The following is a 22,315-nucleotide window of genomic DNA, read 5'->3' as shown; positions in this document are numbered from 1 at the left end:
AACGATCGAAACTTGAGGTGAAATTCATGAGCACGACATCCGCAGGTACTTCCCCCATCAATCGCGACATCGAACGCGTGTCGCCGGAACTGGTCGAGGCGGCCGCCCGTTACCAGGCGGCGATCCTCGCCGACGTCGCGGGCCGGCGCGGTACGGTACATGGCCGCGTCCAGCCGCTGTCGCCGACGATGAAAGTCGCGGGTCCCGCCGTCACGGTCGAAGTGCGCCCGGGCGACAACCTGGCCATCCACGCGGCGCTCGCGATCGCGAAGCCGGGTGACGTGATCGTCGTCGACGGCAAGGGCGACATCTCGTGCGCATTGCTCGGCGAGATCATGGCGACGCAGGCGAAAGCGAGCGGCATTGCCGGCATCGTCATCGACGGGGCAGTGCGCGACGCACACGAACTCGCCAACGGCGACTACCCGATCTTCTCGGCGGGTCTTAATCCTTGCGGTCCGACCAAGAGCGTCGCGGGACTCGTGAATGCGCCGATCTCGATCGGCGGCACGGCCGTCAATCCCGGCGATCTCGTGGTCGGCGATGCGGATGGCGTCGTCGTGATTCCGCGTAAGGACGTCGCACGCATCATCGATCTCGCACAGAAAAAGCTCGACATGGAAACCGCGCGTATCGCCGCGATTCACAAAGGCGATGTGCGTCCTGGCTGGGTCGAGAAGGAGCTGCGCGCGGCAGGCATGCTGGCCGAAGGCGAGGCGCTGTGATGCAGGACGCTTCGCATAAACCCGTCGTCCTCGTGACGGCCGCCGATCTCGCGCCGCAAGCGCTCGACATGCTCGCGCAGTTCGACGTCGTGTTCGCGGGCAAGCAGCCTACGGAAGACGACATCGTCGCGTTGTGCGCACGGCACAACCCTGTTGCCATCATCGTTCGATACGGCAAGGTCAACGCCCGCATCATGGATGCCGCCGGAAACCTGCAGGTGATTTCGAAGCACGGCAGCGGGATCGACGTCATCGATCAGGCGGCCGCGGCTGCGCGCGGTGTAGCCGTTCGCGCCGCCGTCGGCGCCAACGCCGCCGCGGTGGCGGAGCACGCATGGGCGCTGATCCTCGCGTGCGCCAAATCCGTTCCGCAACTCGACGTGCGCATGCGCGCCAGTCACTGGGACAAATCCACGCACAAGTCCGTCGAGCTGGACGGGCGCACGCTTGGCCTGGTCGGACTGGGCGCGATCGGCCGCCGCGTCGCTGCAATCGGTGCCGCCTTCGGCATGCACGTGGTCGCGTTCGATCCGTATGCGAAAGAAGCGCCTGCGGGCGTGAAGCTGGTGACGCTCGACGAACTGTATGCCGCCTCCGACATCGTGTCGCTGCATTGCCCGTTGACGGCCGAGAACCGCCAGATGCTGAACCGCGACACGCTCGCGCGTTTCAGGCGCGGCGCGATTCTCGTCAACACGGCGCGTGGCGGCTTGATCGACGAAGCCGCGCTCGCCGAGGCGCTTGCAAGCGGCCAGTTGCGCGCGGCCGGTCTCGACAGCTTCGATGTCGAGCCGATGCCGACGCCGCATCCGTTCCAGCAGATTCCGAACGCGATCCTGTCGCCGCATATCGGCGGCGTGAGCGATGCCGCCTACGTGAACATGGGCAAGGGCGCTGCCGCCAATGTTCTCGCGGTCGTCGAGGAACACGCCCGCAACGCAGCCTGACGTTCGCAAGAGAAGGTCCACCATGTTCTATCTCACCTCGCCCGACGTGCGCACCGCCGAAGCCTTCACGCGCATGCCGGACACATTCCGCAGGCCCGACGTGCAGACGGATTGGGCGCGTGCCAATCGCGGCGGCCTCGCCACGGATTCGTTCCTCGAAGGTCCCGTCTGGGACCCCAGCGGCTATCTGTTCGTCACCGACATCCCGCATGGCCGCGTGTTCCGGATCTCGGCTTCGGGCGAGTGGGAACTCGTCGTGCAGTACGACGGCGAGCCGAACGGGATGAAGCGCTTCGACGATACGCACCTGCTCATCACCGACTATCGCAACGGCCTGATGCTGCTCGACCTCGTGCGAGGCGAAGTGCGTCCGTTCCTCGAGCGCCGCAACAGCGAGCGCTTCAGAGGCGTGAACGACCTCACGTTCGATTCGCACGGCAACCTGTACTTCACGGATCAGGGGCAGTCAGGACTGCATGATCCGACGGGCCGCGTGTATCGCCTGTCACCCGACGGCAAGCTCGACATGCTGCTCGGCAATTGCCCGAGCCCCAACGGCCTCGTGCTGTCGCTCGACGAGAAAGTGCTGTTCGTCGGCATGACGCGCGGCAACTGCGTATGGCGCGTGCCGCTGCAGGCGGACGGCTCGGTCAGCAAGGTCGGGCAGTTCTTCACGTCCTATGGTCCCAGCGGCCCGGACGGATTGACCATCGATTCCGAAGGCCGCCTCTTCGTCGCGAACCCAGGGCTCGGTCGCGCATGGGTGCTGAATCATCGCGCCGAGCCCGTCGAAATCCTGACCAGCCCCGAAGGCGCGTCACTCACGAATCTCTGCTTCGGCGGCCCTGACATGAAGACGTTGTTCATGACCGAATCCGTGTCGGGAACGGTCCTGAAAGCCGCGATGACGATTGCCGGACCGCTTCCGAAGCGGGCGAAGCAGACCGTCTGACGCGAGGCGGGCGTCGCGCCCGCCAACCATCAATGCATCGCGCCGACAGAAGCGCGATGGAGGAGGCAAGCATGACCATTTCACACACCTTGCGTGCTGAGAGCGCCGAAGGTGCCGTACGGCACGCCGACGCACAGCCTGTCCAGAGCATCGCAAACGAAGACTACGCCGCCAGCGAGCGCACGCTCGCGAAGGCATTCCGGCGCATTCTGCCGTTCATCTTCCTCTGCTATGTGATCAGCTATCTCGACCGGACCAACGTCGGCTTCGCCGCGCTGACGATGAACAAGGATATCGGCCTCACGTCCGAGCAGTTCGGCTTCGGCGCGGGTCTGTTCTTCGTCGGCTATTTCCTGTTCGAGATCCCGAGCAATCTGATCATGCAGAAGGTCGGCGCGCGCGTGTGGATTGCGCGGATCATGATCACGTGGGGTCTTTTCTCAATGGCGACGGCGTTCGTCGTCGGCCCGAAGAGCTTTGCCGCTGCCCGCTTTCTGCTCGGACTCGCCGAGGCGGGATTTACGCCCGGCATTTACCTGTATTTCACGCACTGGTTTCCGGGCAAGTGGCGCGCGAAGGTGACGGCCGCGTTCCTCGTCGGCATTCCCGTCGCGAACATGGTCGGATCACCGATCTCCGGCGCGTTGCTCGAACTCGGCGGTCTGCATGGCCTGCGCAGCTGGCAGTGGCTTCTGCTCATCGAAGGCGTGCCGGCCGTGATTCTCGGCGTCGCATGTCTGTTCCTGCTCGCCGACCGTCCCGAGAAAGCGAAGTGGCTCAGCGACGAAGAAAAGTCGTCGCTCGCGCGGCGCCTCGCGCTCGAACAGAGTGATATCGGCGCGAAGCACGGCAGCAAGCTGCGCGATGCGATGACCAACTGGCGCGTGTTCGTGCTCGCGTTCATCAACTTCTGCGGGATCGTCGGCTCGCTCGGCGTCGGCTTGTGGATGCCGCAGATCATCAAGCAATTCGGCGTCGAACATTCGGTGGTCGGATGGCTGACGGCGATTCCGTACGCGATCGGCGCCGTGGTGATGCTCTGGTGGGCGCGTATCGCCAATCGCGCGCAGAACCGCATTCCGTATGTTGCGGGCGCGCTGGTCGTCGCAGCGGTGGCGCTGTGCGCGAGCACATTCGTCGATACGCCCGTGCTCAAGCTGCTCGCACTGTGCTTCACGGTGAGCGGCATCCTCGCTTTCCAGGCGACTTACTGGGCCATCCCGTCCGGCTTCCTCACCGGTCGCGCGGCGGCCGGCGGTCTTGCACTGATCGTCTCGGTGGGCAACCTCGGCGGCTTCGTCGGTCCGTCGATGATCGGCGCACTCAAGCAACTTTCCGGCGGCTTCACTGTGCCGCTGCTCGCCGTGTCGGGTGTGCTGCTGCTCGGCGCGCTGACCATTGCGTGGCTCGGCGATCCGGGCGCGGACGCAGGTGAAGCACCGTCCGCTCACGAGGCGTGATCTCTCCTTCCTCGAACCAATCCATAAACAACTGTTTGGAGACTCCATGTTGTTCAATAAAGCCAGCCAGAACGCCAACACGACATCCCGCTTCATGCTCGGAGCTTTTGCAGCCGCGGGCGTGAGTCTGGCCTGCGGCGCCGCGCATGCGCAAAGCAGCGTCACGCTGTACGGGATTGCCGACGTCGGCATCGAGCACATCAACAATACGAGTGCTGGCGGCGCACAAACGCGCGAAGTGTCGGGCAACCTGTCGGGTTCGCGCTGGGGGCTGAAGGGCGTCGAAGATCTTGGCGGCGGAATGAAGGCCATTTTCCAGTTGGAAAACGGCTTCAATATCAATGACGGCACGACCGCGCAATCGACCAAAGGTCTTGGCACGAACGCGACCACGACCTCGCGACTTTTTGGCCGCCAGGCGTGGGTCGGTCTTTCGTACAAAGGTCAGCAGCTGACATTCGGCCGCCAGAACTCGCTCTTCTACGAGCAGGCTGTCGCCTTCGACCCGATGGGTGCTTCGTCGCGCTATTCGGTCTTGTCGCTCGACTATGCTGCGGCCGCGCGCATCGACAACTCGGCGAAATACACGGGCGTGTTCGGCCCCGTGACGGCGCAGGCGATGTACAGCACGCGCTACGACACGGGGTACGGCGCAGAAGTGCCGGGCGCGCAAATCACCGGGCAGTTCTTCAGCGGTGCGTTGACCTTCGCGCAAGGTCCGCTTGCAGCGAGCGTCTCGTACGAGCAGCGCAACAGCAACACCGTCGCGACGAACACCAGCACCGAGCGTCGCGCGACGGCCGCAGCATCGTATGTGATCGGACCTGTGAAGGCCTTCGCGGGCTATCGCTATCTGCGTGCGTCGAACGCGTTCCTGCCCGCGAACCCGATCCGCGTCGCGAACGGCTCCGATGCCAGCGCCGCCAATCTCTACTGGGCGGGCGCGCAATACACGGTCACGCCGGCCTTCGTGCTCACGGCAACGGCCTATTACCAGGACGTCCATTCGACGGGCGCGGATCCGTGGCTCGCGGTGCTCTGCGCGGACTACCTGCTGTCGAAGCGCACCGACATCTACGCGACGGCAGGTTATGCGCGCAACAAGGACGGCTCGGCGCTCGGCGTGAACGGTTACGGCACGGTCGCGCCGGGCTACAACCAGGCGGGCGTGGTCATCGGCATGCGCCAGAAGTTCTAAGGGCGAATGTCATGCAGATCGTTCACGCGCCTCATTTGCCCGTCCGGCCCGAGTGGCTCGCGCTACGCGACGAGCCGGTGCTCGAACCGTCGCTCGCCATCGTCGATGCGCATCATCATCTGTGGGACCGCCAGAGCGGGCGCTATCTCGCGGATGAGTTCGGCAAGGATGTGGGCAGCGGGCATCGGGTCGTGTCGACGGTCTACGTGCAGTGCCGTTCGATGTTGCGTGAGCAGGGTCCAGACGCGATGAAACCCGTTGGCGAAGTGGAGTTCGCCAACGGCATCGCCGCGATGTTCGCAAGCGGCGCGTATGGACCGGCGCGGTGCTGCGACGCGATCGTCGGCGGCGCGGATCTGACGCTGGGCGCGGAACTGGATGCCGTGCTCGACGCGATGCGGCAGGTGTCCGGCGGGCGCCTGCGCGGCATTCGCAATCCGCTCGCGTGGCATGCGAGTCCCGACGTGAGTTCGAGCCCGGTGACACCGCCGCGCGACCTGATGGCGAATCCAACGTTCCGGCAGGGCGTCAGGACGCTTGGTCGTTATGGGCTGTCGCTCGATGCGTGGGTGTATCACACGCAACTCGACGAACTGTATGAGCTTGCGCGCGCGACGGAGGACGTGACCATCGTCATCGACCATTTCGGTGGTCCGTTGGGCGTGGGACCGCATGCTCGTCAGCGTGCGGAAGTTCACGCTGAGTGGCAGCGGAAACTCGTGCGCCTCGCTGGACTACCGAATACGCGCATGAAGCTCGGCGGCGCTGGCATGAACGTGTTCGGCTTCGATTTCGCCACGCGCGAGCTGCCGCCGTCGTCCGAAGAACTCGCCGCTGCGTGGCGGCCTTATTTCGAAACCTGCGTCGAACTCTTCGGCGCGGATCGCTGCATGTTCGAAAGCAACTTTCCCGTCGACAAAGGGATGTTCAGCTACCGCGTGCTGTGGAACGCCTTCAAACGACTCGCGTCCGCGATGTCCGCCGACGAGAAAGCCGCGCTGTTCAGCAGGACTGCGGCGTCGACCTATCGACTCGCGATTCCAGGAGACAACACATGAAGACGAGCGCAACTGTTCCGACCACCGAATTCAAGCATGCCACCGAAGCCAAAGGATTGAGGAGCATCACGGGCGTCGAGTGGCGCTCGCTCTCGCTCGCGGGGCTCGGCTGGACCTTCGAAAGCTACGACTCGTTTCTGCTTTCGCTTCTTCTGCCGACGCTCGCCCTTCAGTTCGGATTGAGCAAGGCACAACTCGGACTGTTCACGAGCATCACCGCGGCTGGGCAGATCGTGGGCGGCATCCTGTTCGGTTATGTGTCGGACCGGCTCGGGCGCGTGCGCACGGCGATGCTCTGTGTTGGCATTTATTCGCTGTTTTCCGGCCTGATCGCGTTCGCACCCGACGAGCAATGGTTCGCGGCCTTGCGCTTCTTCGGCGCGTTGGGCATGGGCGGCACGTGGACGGCGGGCGCCGCGCTCATCGCCGAGACATGGCACGCGAGCCGGCGCGGGAAGGGCGGCGCGCTGATGCAGATGGGCTTGCCGATCGGCGCGATTCTCGCGATCACGGTTTCGGGCATCGTCAGCGGCGCGCATGACGGGCTCGCCGGGCACGGCTGGCGTCTGCTGTTTCTGATCGGCGCGTCGCCTTTCTTCATTCTGTTCTGGGTCGCGCGAAAGACGCCTGAATCGCCGATCTGGCTGGAACGCAAGCGTGCAAAATCGACGCCTCAGAAGCTCGACGCGGCAAGCGGCGACAAACTCGATGTGCGCGGTTTGCTGACGGCGTTCGGTTTCATCTTCTTTCTGCAGTACCTCTACTGGGGCGTATTCACGTGGACACCGACGTTCCTCGTCACCGTGAAGCACCTGGACTTCGTACATAGCCTGAAGTTCGTGCTGTCGTTGCAGTTCGGTGCGATCACAGGGTTCCTGCTGTTCTCGGCTTTTGTCGACCGGCTCGGCCGGCGTCCGATGTTCCTGGCTTACCTGCTGGTCGGCGCGGCGGCGGTAGGTGTGTACATCCTTTCCGCGAATCCGCTGCTGTTGATGGTCGCGATCTTTCTGACGGGCTTCAGCGTGAACGGCATCTTCGCGGGCGCGGGGCCGTTCCTCGCGGAGATCATCGGCGATACGGCATCGCGCGGGTTCTATATGGGTCTTGCCTACAACGGTGGACGTCTCGGCGGTTTCATTGCGCCGTTGATCATCGGCGCGCTGGCGTCAACCTCGGGTGGTTTCGTGCTGGGACTCGCGACGACCATCGTCGCATTCGTCGCCGCCGCCGTAGTCGTGTTCTTCGCGCCCGAGACGCGCGGCAAGGCACTGTCATGACGGTGGCCGCACAACCGGGCTTCGTCAGCAGACTGTTTCCGGCGCTCTCGGAGGCTTCGTTGCGGCGCTATCTGAGCGGGCAGGTCGCGTCGGTGCTCGGCAGCTGGACGCAGAACGTCACGCTGAATCTGCTCGTGTATCACCTGTCGGGATCGGCGGCGATTCTCGCGCTGCTCAATTTCCTGCTGTATGGGCCGCAGCTGATCGTCGCGCCCCTGGCCGGTTCGCGGATCAGTTCAGCCAACGCCAGGCGAGCGACGCTCTGTGTGCTGATGACGTCGCTCCTGCTGACGGGCAGTCTCTTCACCCTGTCGATGCTCGGCGTACTCGGCGTCAAGCTGATCCTCGCACACGCGCTTGCCATCGGCGTGTCGAGCGCGGTCGAGACACCCGCACGTCAGGTGCTGCTGCTCACGAGTCTGGAGGATCCGACGCATACGTCCAACGCCGTCGCGATGAACACGATGGTCTACAACGTCGGCCGCATGGTCGGTCCGACGATCGCAGGCTTCGTCTATCCGACGCTCGGACCCCGGACATCGTTTGCGATTTACGCGCTGGCGCTCTGCTTCATGGCGACGTGCGTGCGCTCGATCAAAACGGCATCGGCGGCGCGGCCTTCGCGCGCGGACAGCAGCTTGCGCGACGCGGTCGGCTATGTGATGTCGGATGCGTTCTCAGCACGCTATCTGCCGATTCTCGCGTGTATCGGTCTATTCGCCGGCAGCTATCAGACGCTGGTGCCGCTGCTTGCGGACAAGGGCTTCCACGACGCAGCGCGCTTCACCGGCGTGTTCTTCGCGTGTGCCGGCGCGGGCTCGTTGAGCGCGGCGGTGTTGTTGTCGTCCGCGTTCGGACCGCGGGCGTCGCGCCGGTTCATCGCGTGGGCGCCATGGACGGCCGTCGCCGCGCTCGCGGTGCTGGCGGCAACGACGGATGCGGCGGGATCGATCCCGGCGTTCTGCGCGCTCGGCTTCAGCCTCACGTTCGCGGCCACGTCGACGAACGCGACCATCCAGCGTCAGTGCCCGGAACACGTGCGCGGCGGGCTCGTCGGCATGTACGGCATGGCCTACAACGGCACGATGCCGTTCGGCTACCTGCTGGTCGGAACCGCATCGGAAGCGCTCGGCGTGCGGCACACCTTCGCGGCCATGGCGGTCGTGCTCGCCAGCGGCGTCATCGCCGTCATCGCATGGCAACGGTTCACGGATTCGCGCTCAGGCGCACAATAAACGGAGACACAATGCAAACTGGATTCATGGAAAAGTCCGAGATCGAGCGCCGGACCCTACGAAAGGTCGTCTGGCGACTCATTCCGTTCCTGATGATCTGCTACCTGCTTGCCTTTATCGACCGGGGCAACGTGGGGATGGCGTCGCTGCAGATGAATCACGACCTCGGCATGTCGGCAAAGGTCTTCGGCTTCGGCAGCAGTCTGTTCTTCATTTCGTACTTCTTCTGCGAAGTGCCGAGCAACCTCGCGCTTCAAAAGTACGGTGCACGGATCTGGATTGCACGCATCATGATTACGTGGGGCATCGTGTCGGCGGCGACGGCGCTGGTGCATAACGCGACGACGTTCTACGTGCTCCGCTTCCTGCTCGGCGCTGCCGAAGCGGGCTTCTTTCCAGGCGTGCTGCTGTATCTGTCGTACTGGATTCCCGCGTCGTATCGCGCGCGCATCGTCGCGACGTTCATGGTGGCGATTCCGGCCGCGAGCTTCATCGGCTCGCCGATCTCGGCACTGCTTCTGCAGATGGACGGTGTCTGGGGTTTGCGAGGATGGCACTGGCTGTTCATTCTCGAAGGCGTGCCGACGGTGCTGCTCGGCATTGCGTGTCTGTTCATGCTGACGAACAAGCCTGAAAACGCGAAGTGGCTCGCCGACGATGAGCGTACCTGGCTCGTCGACGCGCTTGCCACCGCGCACAAGACGCCGAAGAAAGTACCGTCGCTGCCCCTTGCGCAACTGTTCCGCAATCGCTATGTGTTGTGTCTCGCACTCGTCGATACGTGTGCATCCGCGGCGGGCAGCACGCTGTCCGTGTGGCAGCCGCAACTGCTCAAGTCGTTTGGTCTGACCGTCATGCAGACGGGGCTGCTGAACTCCGTTCCGTACGCGGTCGCTTCCGTCCTGATGGTGTACTGGGGCCGGCGTTCGGACCGCATTGGCGAACGCCGCTGGCATACCGTCGTGCCGATGCTGCTGATTGGCGTCGGCCTGTTCGCGACGTCACTGAGCGGGTCGCTGCTGCCGACGATCTGCATGCTCTGCGCGGTGCTGGTCGGCGCGTATTCGTTCAAGGGCCCGTTCTGGGCGCTCGCGACCGACATGCTGTCCAACAGCACCGTGGCAGCGGGTCTTGCGACAGTGAACGCAATCGCGAACCTGCTGGGCGGCGGCCTGATGGTCAATGTCTACGGATGGGTGAAGGAGGCGACGGGCAGCTATGCGCTGGCATTGATGCCGCTCGCCATTCTCACACTCGTGAGCGTCGCGACACTGCTGCTGCTCACGCGTAACGGGCAGGCGAGCAAGGTCACCGGCAAGACGGAGACCATCTGAACATGCGGCGTATCGGGAGACGTGAGTTCCTTCGGGTCACGGGCGCCGCGCTGGCGACTGCTGCGCTGCCGAAGCCGGCCTGTGCCGAGGGAACGTGGTCGAGCGGGACGGAACGGCCGGCGTTCAGCCTGCCGGAGGGCGCCATCGATTGTCATATGCACATCTACGACGACCGGTTCCCGGTCGCGCCGGGTACGACGCTGCGGCCGCCGAACGCGACAGTCGCGCAATACCGGCTGCTGCAAACGCGCCTCGGCGTCGGGCGTAATGTGGTCGTGACGCCATCGACGTATGGAACGGATAACCGCTGCACGCTGGAAGCCCTCAGTCAGTTCGGGGACAACGCGCGCGGCGTCGCCGTCGTCGACAGTTCGGTGAGCGACGACGAACTTCGGACGCTCGATCGCGGTGGCATCCGTGCGGTCCGCTTCAACCTGAGTTATCCGGGCGCGACGACGCTCGACATGCTCGCGCCGCTCGCCGCGCGCATCGCGAACTTCGGGTGGCATATCGAGCTGGTGGTGCAGGGCGCGCGGCTGCCGGAACTGGAGCATCATCTTGCGGTGCTGCCGTGTCCGCTCGTGATCGACCATATCGCGCACGTGCCGCAACCCGGCGGTTTGTCATCGGATGCGTTTCGTACTGCGCGGCGCCTTGTTGAAAAGGGCAATACGTGGATCACCTTGTCCGGACCTTATGTCGACAGCAAGAAGGGCGCGCCCGGTTATGAGGATGTTGCACCCGTCGCGAAAGCGCTGATCGAGTTCGCGCCGGAGCGGATGCTCTGGGGAACCGACTGGCCGCATCCGACGCAGAAGACTGACAAGCCTGACGATGCGAGCATGCTGGACGTCATCGCGGGCTGGATCGGGCGTCGGGACTGGCAGCAGATGATATTCGTCGCCAATCCGGCGAAGCTGTACCGGTTTGTCTAGTGTCCGTGATCAATTAACTTGAAAACGGACCCTTCAGCACGTAACGGTATTTGATGTACAACGACGGAGCATTTCCGAATGTTGCGATAGCGCGTCTGGATCACTTCGGTGTTCCCTTTCATCGCTGCAACCGATTCATCCGCTTGCCTCAACCCACTGCATGCGCCACTGCGGCGCATCGAACGGTTCCGCAAAATACTGCGTTTCGCGCACGACCTTTCCGTCGGCAAACTCCATGATGCTGACGACGAGCGCACGCTGCGTCTTGTAGTCGATCGAATATTCCGTCAACCAGAGATTGCCGCTTCCCTGAATTCGCCGCACGGCAAATCCCGCAGGCTTGTCAGGATGGTATCCGCGCAACGCCTGCAGATTGCCTCGCCCAACGATTCGCTCGCCCGATTGCGGATACTCGCAGACCACGTCATCAACGTAGATAGCATGCTCCGCATCCAGATCACCTGCCGACGACGCACGCCAATGCGCATCGAGCACTTCACGGATTTGTCCGTCGTCCATGTGTCGCCTCACGCGGTTGGGGGTGGAATGAAACCCGGATTGCCTGTCTTCACGACTTCGTTGAACCGCTGTCGCGTTTCGATCGCGTTGATCTCATCGATGGCATCGGAAGGAAGCGCGTAAATGTCGAAATTCTCCCGTGCTCGCGCCGCCGTTTTTGGCGTCGTGAGCACCGCCGTGCCGCGCTGCACGGCCCACGCGAGCAGCACTTGCGCCGGCGTTCTTTCCACGCGGGCGGCAATACGCGCAATGACGGGGTCTTCGAGCGGTCCCGGCCTGATTCCATGCCCGAGCGGCGCGAACGCAGTAAAGACGATGCCCTGCTGGTTGCAGTACGCCAGCAACTCCGTTTCGGGCAGATACGGATGCGCTTCGACCTGAATCGCCGCAGGCTTGATTCTCGCGGCCTCATACAACGGCTGAAGCTCACCCAACGTGATATCGGACAGCCCGATTGCACGGCATCGCCCACGGTCGACGAGTTCCTCCATCGCGCGCCACGTGTCAAGCAGCGTCACGCCTTCGTCGTAAAGCACATTGCCGTTTGCGTCACGCGGGTCCTGATCGTCGCCGGCCTGAAACGCAAACGGCGTGTGAACCAGATAGAGATTCAGATAGTCGAGCCCAAGCCTTTCAAGACTCCCGTCGAGAGCAGGGCCGACGCGCTCGGGCCGGTGGTTCGAGTTCCACAATTTGGTCGTCACGAAGATCGCATCCCGCGCGATACCACGCGCCGATAGTCCCGACTTCAGCGCGGTGCCTACCTCGCGTTCGTTGCGATAGCGCTCGGCGCAATCGACGTGCCGGTAGCCGGTTTCGATCGCGTCGCGCGTGGCACTGAGCGTCGTCGCCGGATCGGCGATCAGCGTACCAAAACCGATGACGGGCATGTGTCCGCCGTCACGCAGCGCCACCGTCCCGCTGCGGAAATCATTCGACCCGATCATCGCGAACCCTCCACGCGCATTGCGCCCTCACATACTAGGGCGGTTTGCTCGCGGTGTCATGGCAAGTGACCGCCCTTGTCATGTTTCGACCCCACTCTGCAAAAGCGGGACATGGATGGTCCTTCCAGGCTGGTTCACTACGCATAGGCCCCCCATCAAGAGTGGGGACTTCTGACAGGCTCCGCCGATAATGGATTCCTGCCTGACGGTAGGTATGGAGCGCCTACCGTTAGCGCCTGGCCAGATTCGTCAGTGGACGGGCCGGTTTGGACAGCCGATTCTCCGCCTTCAGCGATACGATGTTTGCAGTGGCTTTTCCCGCCGCTGTTCACAATCGTCGACATGATCCGCGTGCCTTGGAAGCCGGATCACGCTGTGTTCGGGGACAACGTTGGTGTGACTGTTTTCGCGTAGGAGAGTTTTGTGAGAGTTCTTGTCGCGGTAAAGCGCGTAATTGACTACAACGTGAAGGTCCGCGTGAAGTCGGACAACACGGGCGTCGACATTGCGAATGTGAAGATGTCGATGAATCCGTTCGACGAAATCGCTGTTGAAGAAGCGGTGCGTCTGAAGGAAGCAGGCGTGGTTAGTGAGGTCGTGGCGGTTTCTTGCGGCGTCACGCAATGTCAGGAAACGCTGCGCACGGCGCTGGCGATCGGCGCGGACCGCGCTGTGTTGATCGAGTCCAACGAGGACTTGCAGCCGCTGGCTGTGGCGAAGCTGCTCAAGGCGCTGGTCGACAAGGAACAGCCTTCGCTGATTCTCCTGGGCAAGCAGGCGATCGACGACGATTCCAACCAGACCGGTCAGATGCTGGCTGCTTTGGCTGGCCTGCCGCAGGCGACGTTTGCATCGAAGGTCGTCGTGGCAGATGGTAAGGCGACGGTGTCGCGCGAAATTGATGGCGGCGCGGAAACGCTGTCGCTCAAGCTGCCCGCCGTGGTCACGACCGATCTGCGCCTGAACGAGCCGCGTTATGTGACGCTGCCGAACATCATGAAGGCGAAGAAGAAGCCGCTCGAAACCGTGAAGCCGGAAGACCTGGGCGTCGATGTCACGCCGCGTCTGAAGACGCTGAAGGTCAGCGAGCCGCCGAAGCGCTCGGCCGGCGTGAAGGTGGCCGACGTGAAGACGCTGGTCGAAAAGCTCAAGACCGAAGCCAAGGTGCTTTGATTTTTCGGGCACACGGAGACGAATGAAATGACGATTCTGGTAATTGCTGAACACGACAACGCGGCGCTCAAGGCAGCGACGCTGAACACGGTTGCTGCCGCGCAGAAGATCGGTGGCGACGTGCATGTGCTGATCGCCGGCCACAACGCGCAAGGTGCGGCCGACGCGGCGGCGAAGGTCGCAGGCGTGGCGAAGGTGCTGCTTGCCGATGCACCGCAACTGGCTGAAGGCCTCGCGGAGAATGTCGAGGCGACGGTGCTGAACATCGCGAAGGATTACTCGCACATCCTCGCGCCCGCTACGGCGTACGGCAAGAACATCGCGCCGCGTATCGCCGCGAAGCTCGACGTCGCGCAGATCAGCGACATCACCGCTGTGGATTCGGCCGATACGTTCGAGCGTCCGATCTACGCGGGCAATGCAATCGCTACGGTTCAATCTCAAGACCCCATCAAGGTCATCACGGTTCGCACGACGGGTTTCGATCCGGTGGCGGCGGAGGGTGGCAGTGCATCGGTCGAGAAGATCCAGGCTGCAGCAGATACAGGCTTCTCGCAGTTCGTGAGCCGCGAAGTGACGAAACTCGACCGTCCGGAACTGACGTCGGCGAACATCATCGTATCGGGTGGCCGCGGACTGGGCAGCGGCGAGAACTACACAAAGGTGCTGGAGCCTTTGGCCGACAAGCTCGGCGCAGCCATGGGCGCATCGCGCGCAGCCGTCGACGCCGGCTACGTGCCGAACGACTATCAGGTCGGCCAGACCGGCAAGATCGTCGCGCCGCAGTTGTACATCGCGGTCGGCATCTCCGGTGCGATCCAGCATCTGGCAGGCATGAAGGACTCGAAGGTCATCGTCGCGATCAACAAGGACGACGAAGCGCCGATTTTCAGCATCGCGGACTACGGCCTGGTCGGCGATCTGTTCGCGGTCGTGCCGGAATTAGAGCACGCTTTTGACTAGCTCATTCAGCATTCGCCGCGGTTCCAATATCTGTTTCGGATAACGGAGCAGACGAATACCCGCAGCAAGTGAAATCATCATGAATCAACTTGGCGGAGACGGCATCGCAGCGATCTTCGAAAACTTGAGCCACGTCTAGGGCAAGGTCCCAACCATACCAGCGAATTCATTGAAACAGGTCAAGCATGAAACACGGAACAGAGGAAAAACAGGTAGTCCGGCAGGGCAATGACGAATGCGATCACGCGAAATACCATCGCATGGACGGCTTCGGCAAGATGAATTCCGAGCGCGAGCAAAACTGGGCGTGGACGACGTCGGGCAGCCAGTACGACTGGATGGATTCGCATGCGCCGTTTGCGTATCTCGACTAGACGTCTGCGACTGAAATCCGCTGCGGTGCAGCGCCCCTGCATTCCAAACCGCTGTTGAGGATTGCGTGCTGCCGACCGCATGAGACGGTGATCGGCCGACAAGGGACTGTTAGATCAATCTGTCACCGTAAGGGTGTGGAGACAGCGCCCGATGTGCCTGAGTTGAGGTCCGTTATCGTGGCAGATATCACGTAATTCCCGATAGGATCAGTGTCAGAGAGACCTAACGTCAGGTGTGCGTCTCCTGACTGCACAATGCCGGGTTTTGGAACGTTAGTGTCACGTATCGACTTGCCGGCGTAGAGCCGGGCATGCGCTATACAGCGCGACTTCAGTTGCCATTGGTCAATTCCCGCCGGGCGCTCCTACGCAGAACATCGGCGGGTACGCCATACGTTCGGACGAACGCGCGGCGCATCCGTTCGCGGTCCGCGAAACCCGTTTCCTGCGCCACCACGTTGATCGTATGGCGGCCTTGCTCGATCATAAATCTGGCTGCTTCCAGACGAAGCTGTTCGACTGCTTTGGCAGGCGACTGACCCGTCTCGGCCACGAATGCGCGGCTGAACTGACGAGGGCTGAGGTTCGCCACTTCCGCAAGCTCTTCGATGGTGAGCGGGTTGCGCAGGTTGCGGCGAATATGCGCGAGGACCAATTCGATCCGATCGGTTTTCGGCGTCATGTCTAGCAGTGCGGAATGCTGCAGTTGACCGCCCAGCCGACGCTGATTCATGACTAGAAGTCTGGCAACCAGTTTTGCTGCGTCGGGGCCGAGGTCATTGTCGAGCAACGCGAGGGCGAGGTCGATGCCGGCAGTCATTCCCGCCGAAGTCCAGACCGGACCGTCGTTGACAAATATCCGGTCCTCTTCTGTGCGTACTTTCGGGAATCGTGCTCTGAATTCGGACGCGTGTGCCCAATGCATGGTCGCGCGTCTGCCATCCAGCAGTCCTGCCTCAGCGAGCACAAACGCACCACTGCAGATGGAGGCTATCCGTCTGGATGCCCTGGCTGCCTCTTTCACGAATGCAACCACGGGAGCATCGGAAGACGGCATTTTCATTTCGGTTATCGAGCCCACGATGACGGTGTCGAATGCCGGATCGCCGAACGCCTCGGTTTCTAATGTCATGCCACCCGACGATACAACCGGACCCCCGTGTTCAGACAGGAGATGGACCGCGTAGCACGGGCCCCTCGGCGGCATGTTCGCGATCTCGAACACCGTCAGAGCCGCGAGGCTCATCAACTGAAATCTTCTCGGCACTATAAAGCCAATCCGGTGCATATCTGATCCTGCCGTCCGCACTATGAACGTGGTGTGAATGAGCGCTCTCTGGGTCGAATTCCCAGCTAGCAGACCGATGAGTCCGAGTAGTGAGCTTACTGCGGCATGGCGACGGATGTCATGAATGGTGGCAACAACGACATGGATCGTAATGGCCCGCGACGTTAAGGTACAAGCACTTCTCTTACCGATTCGCAGCACCGAAAGGACCAACATCATGTCGAAAATCATCCGGGCCGCAGCCGTTCAGATCGCGCCTGTTCTCTATAGCCGGGAAGGCACTGTCGATAAAGTCGTCAGAAAAATTCTGGCGCTCGGCAAGCAGGGCGTCCAGTTCGCGACCTTCCCTGAGACCGTCGTTCCCTATTATCCATACTTCTCGTTTATCGAATCGCCATTTGCAATGGGTGCCGAGCATTACAAGCTGCTCGAGCAGGCGGTGACTGTCCCGTCGGACACGACTCGCGCAATCGGCGAAGCGGCCCGTCAGGCCGGAATGGTGGTGTCGATCGGCGTCAATGAACGCGACGGCGGCACGATCTACAACACACAACTGCTGTTCGACGCCGATGGCACGCTCGTGCAGCGCCGCCGGAAGCTCTCGCCGACTTATCACGAGCGAATGGTCTGGGGAATGGGCGATGGCTCAGGCCTGCGTGCGATCGATACCGCCGTGGGCCGCGTCGGCCAGTTGGCCTGCTGGGAGCACTACAACCCGCTTGCACGCTACGCACTGATGGCCGATGGCGAGGAAATCCATTCGGCCATGTATCCGGGTTCGTTCGCGGGTGATCTTTTCTCGGAGCAGATCTCCGTGAACATCCGCCAGCACGCGCTGGAGGCGGGCGCCTTCGTGGTCAACGCGACCGCCTGGCTGACTCCCGAGCAGCAACAGCAGATTCTGCAGGATACCAATACCACCCAGATTGGCCCGATCTCCAGCGGCTGTTTTACCGCCATCGTTTCGCCGGAGGGCGAGTACATGGGTGGTGCGCCGCTGCGTGAAGGAGAAGGCGAAATTATCGCCGATCTGGATTTCTGGCAGATCGACAAGCGCAAACGCATGATGGATTCGCGCGGTCATTACAGCCGTCCCGATGTGCTCGGGCTCGTGATCGACCGCACCCCGAAGCTGCATGTCATCGAGCGATCCATGCGGGCTCCGGGCGAACAGCAGGTCAATGAACTGGAAGAGCTCGCTTGAGCCGTATGTGGAATCGAGCGATATCGTCGTCAAGTCCGCATCGCGTGAGTGCGATGCGACGGATGCACGAATTTCAACGAGGCAACTTCGATCTAACTACGAAGGAGTAGGCAAAATGGACTTTAACGATGTAATGCTGGAGCGCAACGTCGACTTCGCCAGCACTGGGTTTGAACCTGCACTGAAAATGATGCCGTCGACGGGAACGGTCGTCGTCGGATGTGTCGATCCTCGCGTCGATCCGGCAAATGTGCTGGGCTTGAAGCAGGGTGAGGCGGCCGTCATTCGCAATGTCGGTGGCCGCATCAACAAACCGTTGCTGGAAACGCTGGCAGTGCTGAGCGTGGTCGCGAAAGCGGCGGGACGTCCCGATGGTGCGCGCAATCTCGTTCTGCTCCAGCACACGGATTGCGGGATCATCGGCTGCCATAAGCATGCGCCCGCGTTGCTCGCGAAGCATCTTGGTGTCGAGACAGGCGCGCTCGATGAACTTGCTATCACCGAACCGTACGAGGCGGTGGCGCTCGACGTCGCTGCACTCCGCGCTAACAAGGACCTTCCCGATAACCTGATCGTGTCGGGATTGGTTTACGACGTCAAAACGGGCATCGTCAAGACTGTCGTTCCTCCCGCAGCGTTGCGTGAGACTGCAGGCTGAGACCGGCTGGGTGAGAGATCTGACTCATCGCCGGGTCTTTCCTGGCCGACATAGTCCGGGCACGCGTTCTGGGGGTGGCCCGGCGATCACGGGTTCGGCGTCGCAAACCTGGCCAAACTAACGATGCTCCTTCGTGGCTCATACGGGATCAGCCACGCGATGCCGTGTTGCCGCGCGCCCCATTCATGGAAGGGCGCGCGTGCATCGACGCATTCCCGCACAAGCGCCCGTGCTCGTGGGCTTATCCATGGCAAATAGCCGGACCCGCGAACCGATGCGGGTCCTTCTATCGCGTGCCACTCAAACCACGGAGGCCACTTCACTGTAATGCCTGTCCGGCACCACGACGATATTGCCGACAAAGCGCTTCGCCATGAACTGTGTTTGCGCTTCATGAAACTTCGACAGCGGGTAGGTCGCGGCGAGCACCGGCTTGATCGTGCCCGCCTCGATATAGTCGAGCACGCGCTTGAACGCGCCGCGTGTGCCTTGCGATGACCCGTTCAGCTGTAACTGTTTCAGATACATGGTTCGCAGATCGAGCTGAACCACCGGTCCGGCGATCGCACCCGCCGTCGTGTAGCGGCCTTCCGGCCGAAGTACGTTCAGCAGCTTGCCGAACAACGCGCCGCCGACCAGATCGGCCACCACGTCGACGGGCTTGCCACCCGTCATGCGTTCGACAGCGGCAGCGAAATCCGCGCTGTCGCGCAGCATCGCGCCTTCTGCGCCGAGCTTCAGCACGGCTTCTTCCTTGCCCTTGCTGACGACCGCGTACGGCATGGCGCCGCGTGCGCGGCACAATTGAATGATGGCCGAGCCGACGCCACCCGAGGCGCCCGTGATCAGCACCGTCTCGCCGCGCTTGACGGCGGCGCGTTCGATCATCTGCTCGCCCGTGTGATACGCGCACCAGAACGTCGCGAGTTCGGCATCGGAATACGAGGAGTCGACACGATGCGCGCTGACGGAAGGCACCGCTGCATATTCGGCATAGCCGCCATCGCGGCCGTGGCCGACATAGTCGATATCGGCGAGGCTGTCGTCGTCGCGGTTGTAGATCGACGCATCGACGATCACCCGTTCGCCGATGCGCGTGTCGCTGACGCCGCTGCCCACTGCGATCACGCGTCCTACGATGTCGGCACCCTGAATGCGCGGAAAGGACAGCGTCGAGCGTCCGCGCCGCCAGGTCGAGACGGCTTGCGGATCGTCGTCGGTGCCGTATGCGCCCTCGCGCACCCAGACGTCGGTATTGTTCAGGCCGCACGCAGTGACGTCGAGCAACACCTCGCCCGGCTGACAGACGGGAACGGGCACATCGTCGCGGTAGACGAGCTTGTCGAGGCCGCCATGCGCGGTCAGCACGACGGCCTTCATGGTTTTTGGCAGCATGGGTTTCCTTTTGGTATCCCGCCGCGCGACGCGAGCAGCGCACGCAGACGGGGCTCAGGCAGTGGTGGAAGCCTTACGGCTTGACGAACAGCTTGCGCGGCGTGTTGCAAAGCGTTTCGACGCCGGTCTCGGTGATCAGGATGCTCTCGGTGATTTCGAGACCCCAGTCGTCGAGCCACAGGCCCGGCATGAAATGGAAGGTCATGCCGGGTTCGAGCACCGTCTTGTCGCCGGGACGCAGGCTCATCGTGCGCTCGCCCCAGTCGGGCGGATAGCTCGCGCCGATGGGGTAGCCGCAGCGGCTGTTCTTCTCGATACCGTACTTGTGCAGCATCGCGAAGAACGCATTGGCGATGTCTTCGCACGTATTGCCCGGCCTGGCGGCAGCCAGCCCCGCTTCGATGCCTTCCACCACCGCGCGTTCGCCGTCGAGGAAATGCTTCGGCGGCTTGCCGAGATACACGGTGCGCGACTGCGGGCAGTGATAGCGCTTGAAGCAGCCGGCGATTTCGAAGAAGGTGCCGGCATCTTTAGCGAAGGGCGTGTCGTCCCAGGTCAGATGCGGGGCGGCGGCATCGGCGCCCGTCGGCAGCAGCGGCACGATTGCCGGGTAATCGCCGCCGTGACCCTCCACACCGGTAATTCCTGTCGCGTAGATCTCCGCGACAAGGTCATTCTTGCGCATGCCGGGTTCGATCCGCTCGACGATATGCGCATGCATCCGTTCGACGATCCGTGCGGCCACGCGCATGTATTCGATCTCGCGCGGCGACTTGACCGCTCGCTGCCAGTTGACGAGCCCGGTGGCGTCCTGCCATTTTGCGTTCGGCAGATTCGCGACGAGCGACCGGTAAGCGGCGGCGCTGAAATAGTAGTTATCCATTTCGACGCCGATGCGCAATGCGCCCCGGCCGCGCGCATCGATCACTTCCTTCGCGAGGTAATCCATCGGATGGCGAACGGGTGACTGCACGTAATGATCCGGGTAGCTGACGATCTGATCATGCTGCATGAACACCGTGCGCTTTGCGCCGTTGGCGTCCTGGCCGCGACCGAACCAGACAGGTTCGCCGTCGAGCGCGAGCAGCACGCACTGATGCACATAGAACGACCAGCCGTCGTACCCCGTGAGCCAGGCCATGTTGGTCGGATCGGACACGATCAGCAGTTCGATCCCCGCGGCCTGCATCGCTTTGCGCGTTTTGGCGAGACGCGCGGCGTACTCCGCGCGCTCGAACGGCAGACGGACGCGAGGCGCCGCGCTACGCGTTTCCATTTGCGTTGTATCTGACATTTTCCCCTCTCTCCATGAGCGTGAGGTCGGTTCTGGAAGCGGCGCCTCAAGCGTGTGCTCGTACGCAAAGACAAGGCGCCCGTGGGTATTTCTGCGCGCAGTCTAATGCTGCGAAAAAGCCACTATGAATGTGCTAGTGCAATGTTCGTTACCCATACCAAACCGTGCGCCATCTATTGCGATTGTCCAGGTGTTGGCCCTGGCCTGGTACTCCGCTTTAACGCAATGAGAACCGTGTGGCGCGGCATTGCGCGGCCCGCTTCGTGGGCCCGTGAAAAGAATTGTTCTAGAGCAATCGGATCGTGAATATGGCTTTGTATTCTGATTTGCATAGCGGATCCGGCACACCCGGCAGTCGTACTGCGCGCCGATGCCGATGCACCGCATTCCATCAAGGCTGTATCACCAACGGGATCGAATCGAGATGACCAGCGCGCGAGTCACTGACATGCCCAGCCTTTCAGACATTGCCCCGGCGGCGTTGCCGCCCGACTCACGCGTAGCCCATGATCACGCCGTCGAACCGCGTGCCGGGACCGCGACGAACCAGCCCTTGATCAGGATCGATCGTGTAACGAAGCGCTATGGCGCGCTGACCGTGCTCGACGAGTTGTCGCTCGATGTGATGCCCGGCGAGAAGCTCGCGCTGATCGGGCCGTCGGGTTCGGGCAAGACCACGATCCTGCGCATTCTGATGACGCTCGAATCGATCAACGGCGGCCACGTCGAAATCGACGGCGAGCAACTCTTTCATATGCAGCAGGGCGGCCGCACGGTGCCCGCGAACGAGCGGCATCTGCAGAAGATGCGCTCGAAAGTCGGCATGGTGTTTCAGCACTTCAATCTGTTTCCGCACAAGACCGTGCTCGAGAACATCACACTTGCGCCGATCCTGACCAAAGGCGAGAGCCGCGAATCGGCGGAACGGCGCGCAATGGAATTGCTCGACATGGTCGGCATGGCCGACAAGGCGAAAAGCCGGCCGGCGCAACTCTCGGGCGGCCAGAAGCAGCGTGTTGCGATTGCACGCGCGCTGGCGCTTGCGCCGCGAATCATGCTGTTCGACGAGGTGACGTCGGCGCTGGACCCGGAACTCGTCGAAGAAGTGCTGAACGTGATGCAGCGTCTTGCAAAAGAAACCGACATGACGATGCTGCTCGTTACGCACGAAATGGGATTCGCACACGACTTCGCCGACCGCGTGTTGTTCTTCGACCGTGGCCGGATCATCGAAGAAGGCAAGCCAGAAGACATATTCAGTCATCCGGAGCATGAACGCACGCAGGCATTTTTGCGCAAGATCATCGCCGCGGGTCACAGGCTCTGATCAGCTTTTCCGTTACTCAATCCCACACGTCATTGCATACCACCACGCTCGA

Annotated in this window: 21 protein-coding genes; 16 read left to right on the top strand and 5 right to left on the bottom strand. The window is 62.3% G+C overall.

From position 1 onward, the window contains the following. Window positions 1–26 precede the first annotated feature (26 nt). From G3N95_RS25330 to G3N95_RS25285, 10 genes are all read left to right on the top strand, one after another. Entirely contained in the window at window positions 27–725 is a 699-nt protein-coding gene (locus G3N95_RS25330) for an RraA family protein (protein ID WP_205972815.1), read from the top strand. Continuing rightward, on the top strand, window positions 725–1,672 hold the full coding sequence (locus G3N95_RS25325) for an NAD(P)-dependent oxidoreductase (RefSeq protein ID WP_205972814.1): 948 nt from the start codon (window positions 725–727) through the stop codon (window positions 1,670–1,672). Before G3N95_RS25330 ends, G3N95_RS25325 begins: the two co-directional genes overlap by 1 nt. Window positions 1,673–1,694: 22 nt before the next feature. After that, window positions 1,695–2,624, top strand: coding sequence for an SMP-30/gluconolactonase/LRE family protein (locus G3N95_RS25320; protein WP_205972813.1), 930 nt, complete (start codon window positions 1,695–1,697; stop codon window positions 2,622–2,624). Window positions 2,625–2,695: 71 nt separating this feature from the next. Next, a complete protein-coding gene (locus tag G3N95_RS25315; protein WP_205972812.1) occupies window positions 2,696–4,084 on the top strand; it encodes an MFS transporter in 1,389 nt (462 codons plus the stop codon). Window positions 4,085–4,130: 46 nt separating this feature from the next. Beyond that, window positions 4,131–5,282, top strand: a complete 1,152-nt coding sequence (locus G3N95_RS25310) for a porin (RefSeq protein WP_205972811.1) — start codon at window positions 4,131–4,133, stop codon at window positions 5,280–5,282. A gap of 11 nt (window positions 5,283–5,293) precedes the next feature. Then, window positions 5,294–6,340 carry an amidohydrolase family protein gene (locus tag G3N95_RS25305; protein WP_205972810.1) on the top strand — a complete coding sequence of 349 codons (1,047 nt, stop codon included), beginning with the start codon at window positions 5,294–5,296 and terminating at the stop codon, window positions 6,338–6,340. Further along, window positions 6,337–7,617, top strand: a complete 1,281-nt coding sequence (locus G3N95_RS25300; RefSeq protein ID WP_205972809.1) for an MFS transporter — start codon at window positions 6,337–6,339, stop codon at window positions 7,615–7,617. Before G3N95_RS25305 ends, G3N95_RS25300 begins: the two co-directional genes overlap by 4 nt. Next, a complete protein-coding gene (locus tag G3N95_RS25295) occupies window positions 7,614–8,852 on the top strand; it encodes an MFS transporter (RefSeq protein WP_205972808.1) in 1,239 nt (412 codons plus the stop codon). The genes G3N95_RS25300 and G3N95_RS25295 overlap by 4 nt, the downstream gene beginning before the upstream one ends. Window positions 8,853–8,863: 11 nt before the next feature. Next, entirely contained in the window at window positions 8,864–10,186 is a 1,323-nt protein-coding gene (locus tag G3N95_RS25290; protein WP_205972807.1) for an MFS transporter, read from the top strand. A gap of 2 nt (window positions 10,187–10,188) precedes the next feature. Next, on the top strand, window positions 10,189–11,121 hold the full coding sequence (locus G3N95_RS25285) for an amidohydrolase family protein (RefSeq protein ID WP_205972806.1): 933 nt from the start codon (window positions 10,189–10,191) through the stop codon (window positions 11,119–11,121). Between the two features lie 135 nt (window positions 11,122–11,256). Here G3N95_RS25285 and G3N95_RS25280 read toward each other — a convergent pair whose 3' ends face one another. After that, window positions 11,257–11,640 (bottom strand): nuclear transport factor 2 family protein, encoded by a 384-nt coding sequence (locus tag G3N95_RS25280; RefSeq protein WP_205972805.1) that lies wholly within the window; start codon window positions 11,638–11,640, stop codon window positions 11,257–11,259. A gap of 8 nt (window positions 11,641–11,648) precedes the next feature. Continuing rightward, window positions 11,649–12,587 (bottom strand): aldo/keto reductase, encoded by a 939-nt coding sequence (locus G3N95_RS25275; RefSeq protein ID WP_205972804.1) that lies wholly within the window; start codon window positions 12,585–12,587, stop codon window positions 11,649–11,651. Between the two features lie 423 nt (window positions 12,588–13,010). On the opposite strand from G3N95_RS25275, the gene G3N95_RS25270 reads away from it, so the two are divergent. From G3N95_RS25270 to G3N95_RS25260, 3 genes are all read left to right on the top strand, one after another. Then, window positions 13,011–13,760, top strand: a complete 750-nt coding sequence (locus G3N95_RS25270; protein ID WP_205972803.1) for an electron transfer flavoprotein subunit beta/FixA family protein — start codon at window positions 13,011–13,013, stop codon at window positions 13,758–13,760. Between the two features lie 27 nt (window positions 13,761–13,787). Beyond that, window positions 13,788–14,723: an electron transfer flavoprotein subunit alpha/FixB family protein gene (locus G3N95_RS25265; protein ID WP_205972802.1), complete on the top strand. Its 936-nt coding sequence runs from the start codon at window positions 13,788–13,790 to the stop codon at window positions 14,721–14,723. A gap of 185 nt (window positions 14,724–14,908) precedes the next feature. Then, on the top strand, window positions 14,909–15,097 hold the full coding sequence (locus tag G3N95_RS25260) for a hypothetical protein (RefSeq protein WP_205972801.1): 189 nt from the start codon (window positions 14,909–14,911) through the stop codon (window positions 15,095–15,097). Between the two features lie 331 nt (window positions 15,098–15,428). On the opposite strand, the gene G3N95_RS25255 is transcribed toward G3N95_RS25260, so the two are convergent. Continuing rightward, window positions 15,429–16,385 carry a helix-turn-helix domain-containing protein gene (locus G3N95_RS25255; RefSeq protein ID WP_205972897.1) on the bottom strand — a complete coding sequence of 319 codons (957 nt, stop codon included), beginning with the start codon at window positions 16,383–16,385 and terminating at the stop codon, window positions 15,429–15,431. Between the two features lie 217 nt (window positions 16,386–16,602). Between G3N95_RS25255 and G3N95_RS25250 the strand changes: the two genes are divergently transcribed. Then, window positions 16,603–17,589, top strand: a complete 987-nt coding sequence (locus G3N95_RS25250; RefSeq protein WP_205972800.1) for a nitrilase-related carbon-nitrogen hydrolase — start codon at window positions 16,603–16,605, stop codon at window positions 17,587–17,589. 115 nt (window positions 17,590–17,704) lie between these two features. Beyond that, a complete protein-coding gene (locus G3N95_RS25245) occupies window positions 17,705–18,247 on the top strand; it encodes a carbonic anhydrase (RefSeq protein WP_205972896.1) in 543 nt (180 codons plus the stop codon). A gap of 300 nt (window positions 18,248–18,547) precedes the next feature. On the opposite strand, the gene G3N95_RS25240 is transcribed toward G3N95_RS25245, so the two are convergent. After that, a complete protein-coding gene (locus G3N95_RS25240) occupies window positions 18,548–19,642 on the bottom strand; it encodes an alcohol dehydrogenase family protein (RefSeq protein WP_205972799.1) in 1,095 nt (364 codons plus the stop codon). A 73-nt stretch (window positions 19,643–19,715) separates the two neighbouring features. After that, window positions 19,716–20,936 (bottom strand): ectoine hydrolase DoeA, encoded by a 1,221-nt coding sequence (gene doeA / locus G3N95_RS25235; RefSeq protein WP_205972798.1) that lies wholly within the window; start codon window positions 20,934–20,936, stop codon window positions 19,716–19,718. Between the two features lie 424 nt (window positions 20,937–21,360). On the opposite strand from doeA, the gene ehuA reads away from it, so the two are divergent. Next, window positions 21,361–22,263: an ectoine/hydroxyectoine ABC transporter ATP-binding protein EhuA gene (gene ehuA, locus G3N95_RS25230; RefSeq protein WP_277398031.1), complete on the top strand. Its 903-nt coding sequence runs from the start codon at window positions 21,361–21,363 to the stop codon at window positions 22,261–22,263. The last annotated feature ends 52 nt before the right edge of the window (window positions 22,264–22,315 follow it).

This window comes from Paraburkholderia sp. Tr-20389 (genome assembly GCF_017104565.1).
Taxonomy (GTDB): domain Bacteria; phylum Pseudomonadota; class Gammaproteobacteria; order Burkholderiales; family Burkholderiaceae; genus Paraburkholderia.
The sequence above is the reverse complement of the archived record's forward strand: the minus strand, read 5'-3'. Positions and strand labels throughout refer to the sequence as shown.

Excerpts from the sequence above, each read along its gene's own strand:
- G3N95_RS25330 (WP_205972815.1), top strand. The coding sequence starts at position 27 with ATGAGCACGACATCCGCAGGTACTTCCCCCATCAATCGCGACATCGAA.
- G3N95_RS25325 (WP_205972814.1), top strand. The coding sequence starts at position 725 with ATGCAGGACGCTTCGCATAAACCCGTCGTCCTCGTGACGGCCGCCGAT.
- G3N95_RS25320 (WP_205972813.1), top strand. The coding sequence starts at position 1,695 with ATGTTCTATCTCACCTCGCCCGACGTGCGCACCGCCGAAGCCTTCACG.
- G3N95_RS25315 (WP_205972812.1), top strand. The coding sequence starts at position 2,696 with ATGACCATTTCACACACCTTGCGTGCTGAGAGCGCCGAAGGTGCCGTA.
- G3N95_RS25310 (WP_205972811.1), top strand. The coding sequence starts at position 4,131 with ATGTTGTTCAATAAAGCCAGCCAGAACGCCAACACGACATCCCGCTTC.
- G3N95_RS25305 (WP_205972810.1), top strand. The coding sequence starts at position 5,294 with ATGCAGATCGTTCACGCGCCTCATTTGCCCGTCCGGCCCGAGTGGCTC.
- G3N95_RS25300 (WP_205972809.1), top strand. The coding sequence starts at position 6,337 with ATGAAGACGAGCGCAACTGTTCCGACCACCGAATTCAAGCATGCCACC.
- G3N95_RS25295 (WP_205972808.1), top strand. The coding sequence starts at position 7,614 with ATGACGGTGGCCGCACAACCGGGCTTCGTCAGCAGACTGTTTCCGGCG.
- G3N95_RS25290 (WP_205972807.1), top strand. The coding sequence starts at position 8,864 with ATGCAAACTGGATTCATGGAAAAGTCCGAGATCGAGCGCCGGACCCTA.
- G3N95_RS25285 (WP_205972806.1), top strand. The coding sequence starts at position 10,189 with ATGCGGCGTATCGGGAGACGTGAGTTCCTTCGGGTCACGGGCGCCGCG.
- G3N95_RS25280 (WP_205972805.1), bottom strand. The coding sequence starts at position 11,640 with ATGGACGACGGACAAATCCGTGAAGTGCTCGATGCGCATTGGCGTGCG.
- G3N95_RS25275 (WP_205972804.1), bottom strand. The coding sequence starts at position 12,587 with ATGATCGGGTCGAATGATTTCCGCAGCGGGACGGTGGCGCTGCGTGAC.
- G3N95_RS25265 (WP_205972802.1), top strand. The coding sequence starts at position 13,788 with ATGACGATTCTGGTAATTGCTGAACACGACAACGCGGCGCTCAAGGCA.
- G3N95_RS25260 (WP_205972801.1), top strand. The coding sequence starts at position 14,909 with ATGAAACACGGAACAGAGGAAAAACAGGTAGTCCGGCAGGGCAATGAC.
- G3N95_RS25255 (WP_205972897.1), bottom strand. The coding sequence starts at position 16,385 with ATGCACCGGATTGGCTTTATAGTGCCGAGAAGATTTCAGTTGATGAGC.
- G3N95_RS25250 (WP_205972800.1), top strand. The coding sequence starts at position 16,603 with ATGTCGAAAATCATCCGGGCCGCAGCCGTTCAGATCGCGCCTGTTCTC.
- G3N95_RS25245 (WP_205972896.1), top strand. The coding sequence starts at position 17,705 with ATGGACTTTAACGATGTAATGCTGGAGCGCAACGTCGACTTCGCCAGC.
- G3N95_RS25240 (WP_205972799.1), bottom strand. The coding sequence starts at position 19,642 with ATGCTGCCAAAAACCATGAAGGCCGTCGTGCTGACCGCGCATGGCGGC.
- doeA (WP_205972798.1), bottom strand. The coding sequence starts at position 20,936 with ATGTCAGATACAACGCAAATGGAAACGCGTAGCGCGGCGCCTCGCGTC.
- ehuA (WP_277398031.1), top strand. The coding sequence starts at position 21,361 with ATGACCAGCGCGCGAGTCACTGACATGCCCAGCCTTTCAGACATTGCC.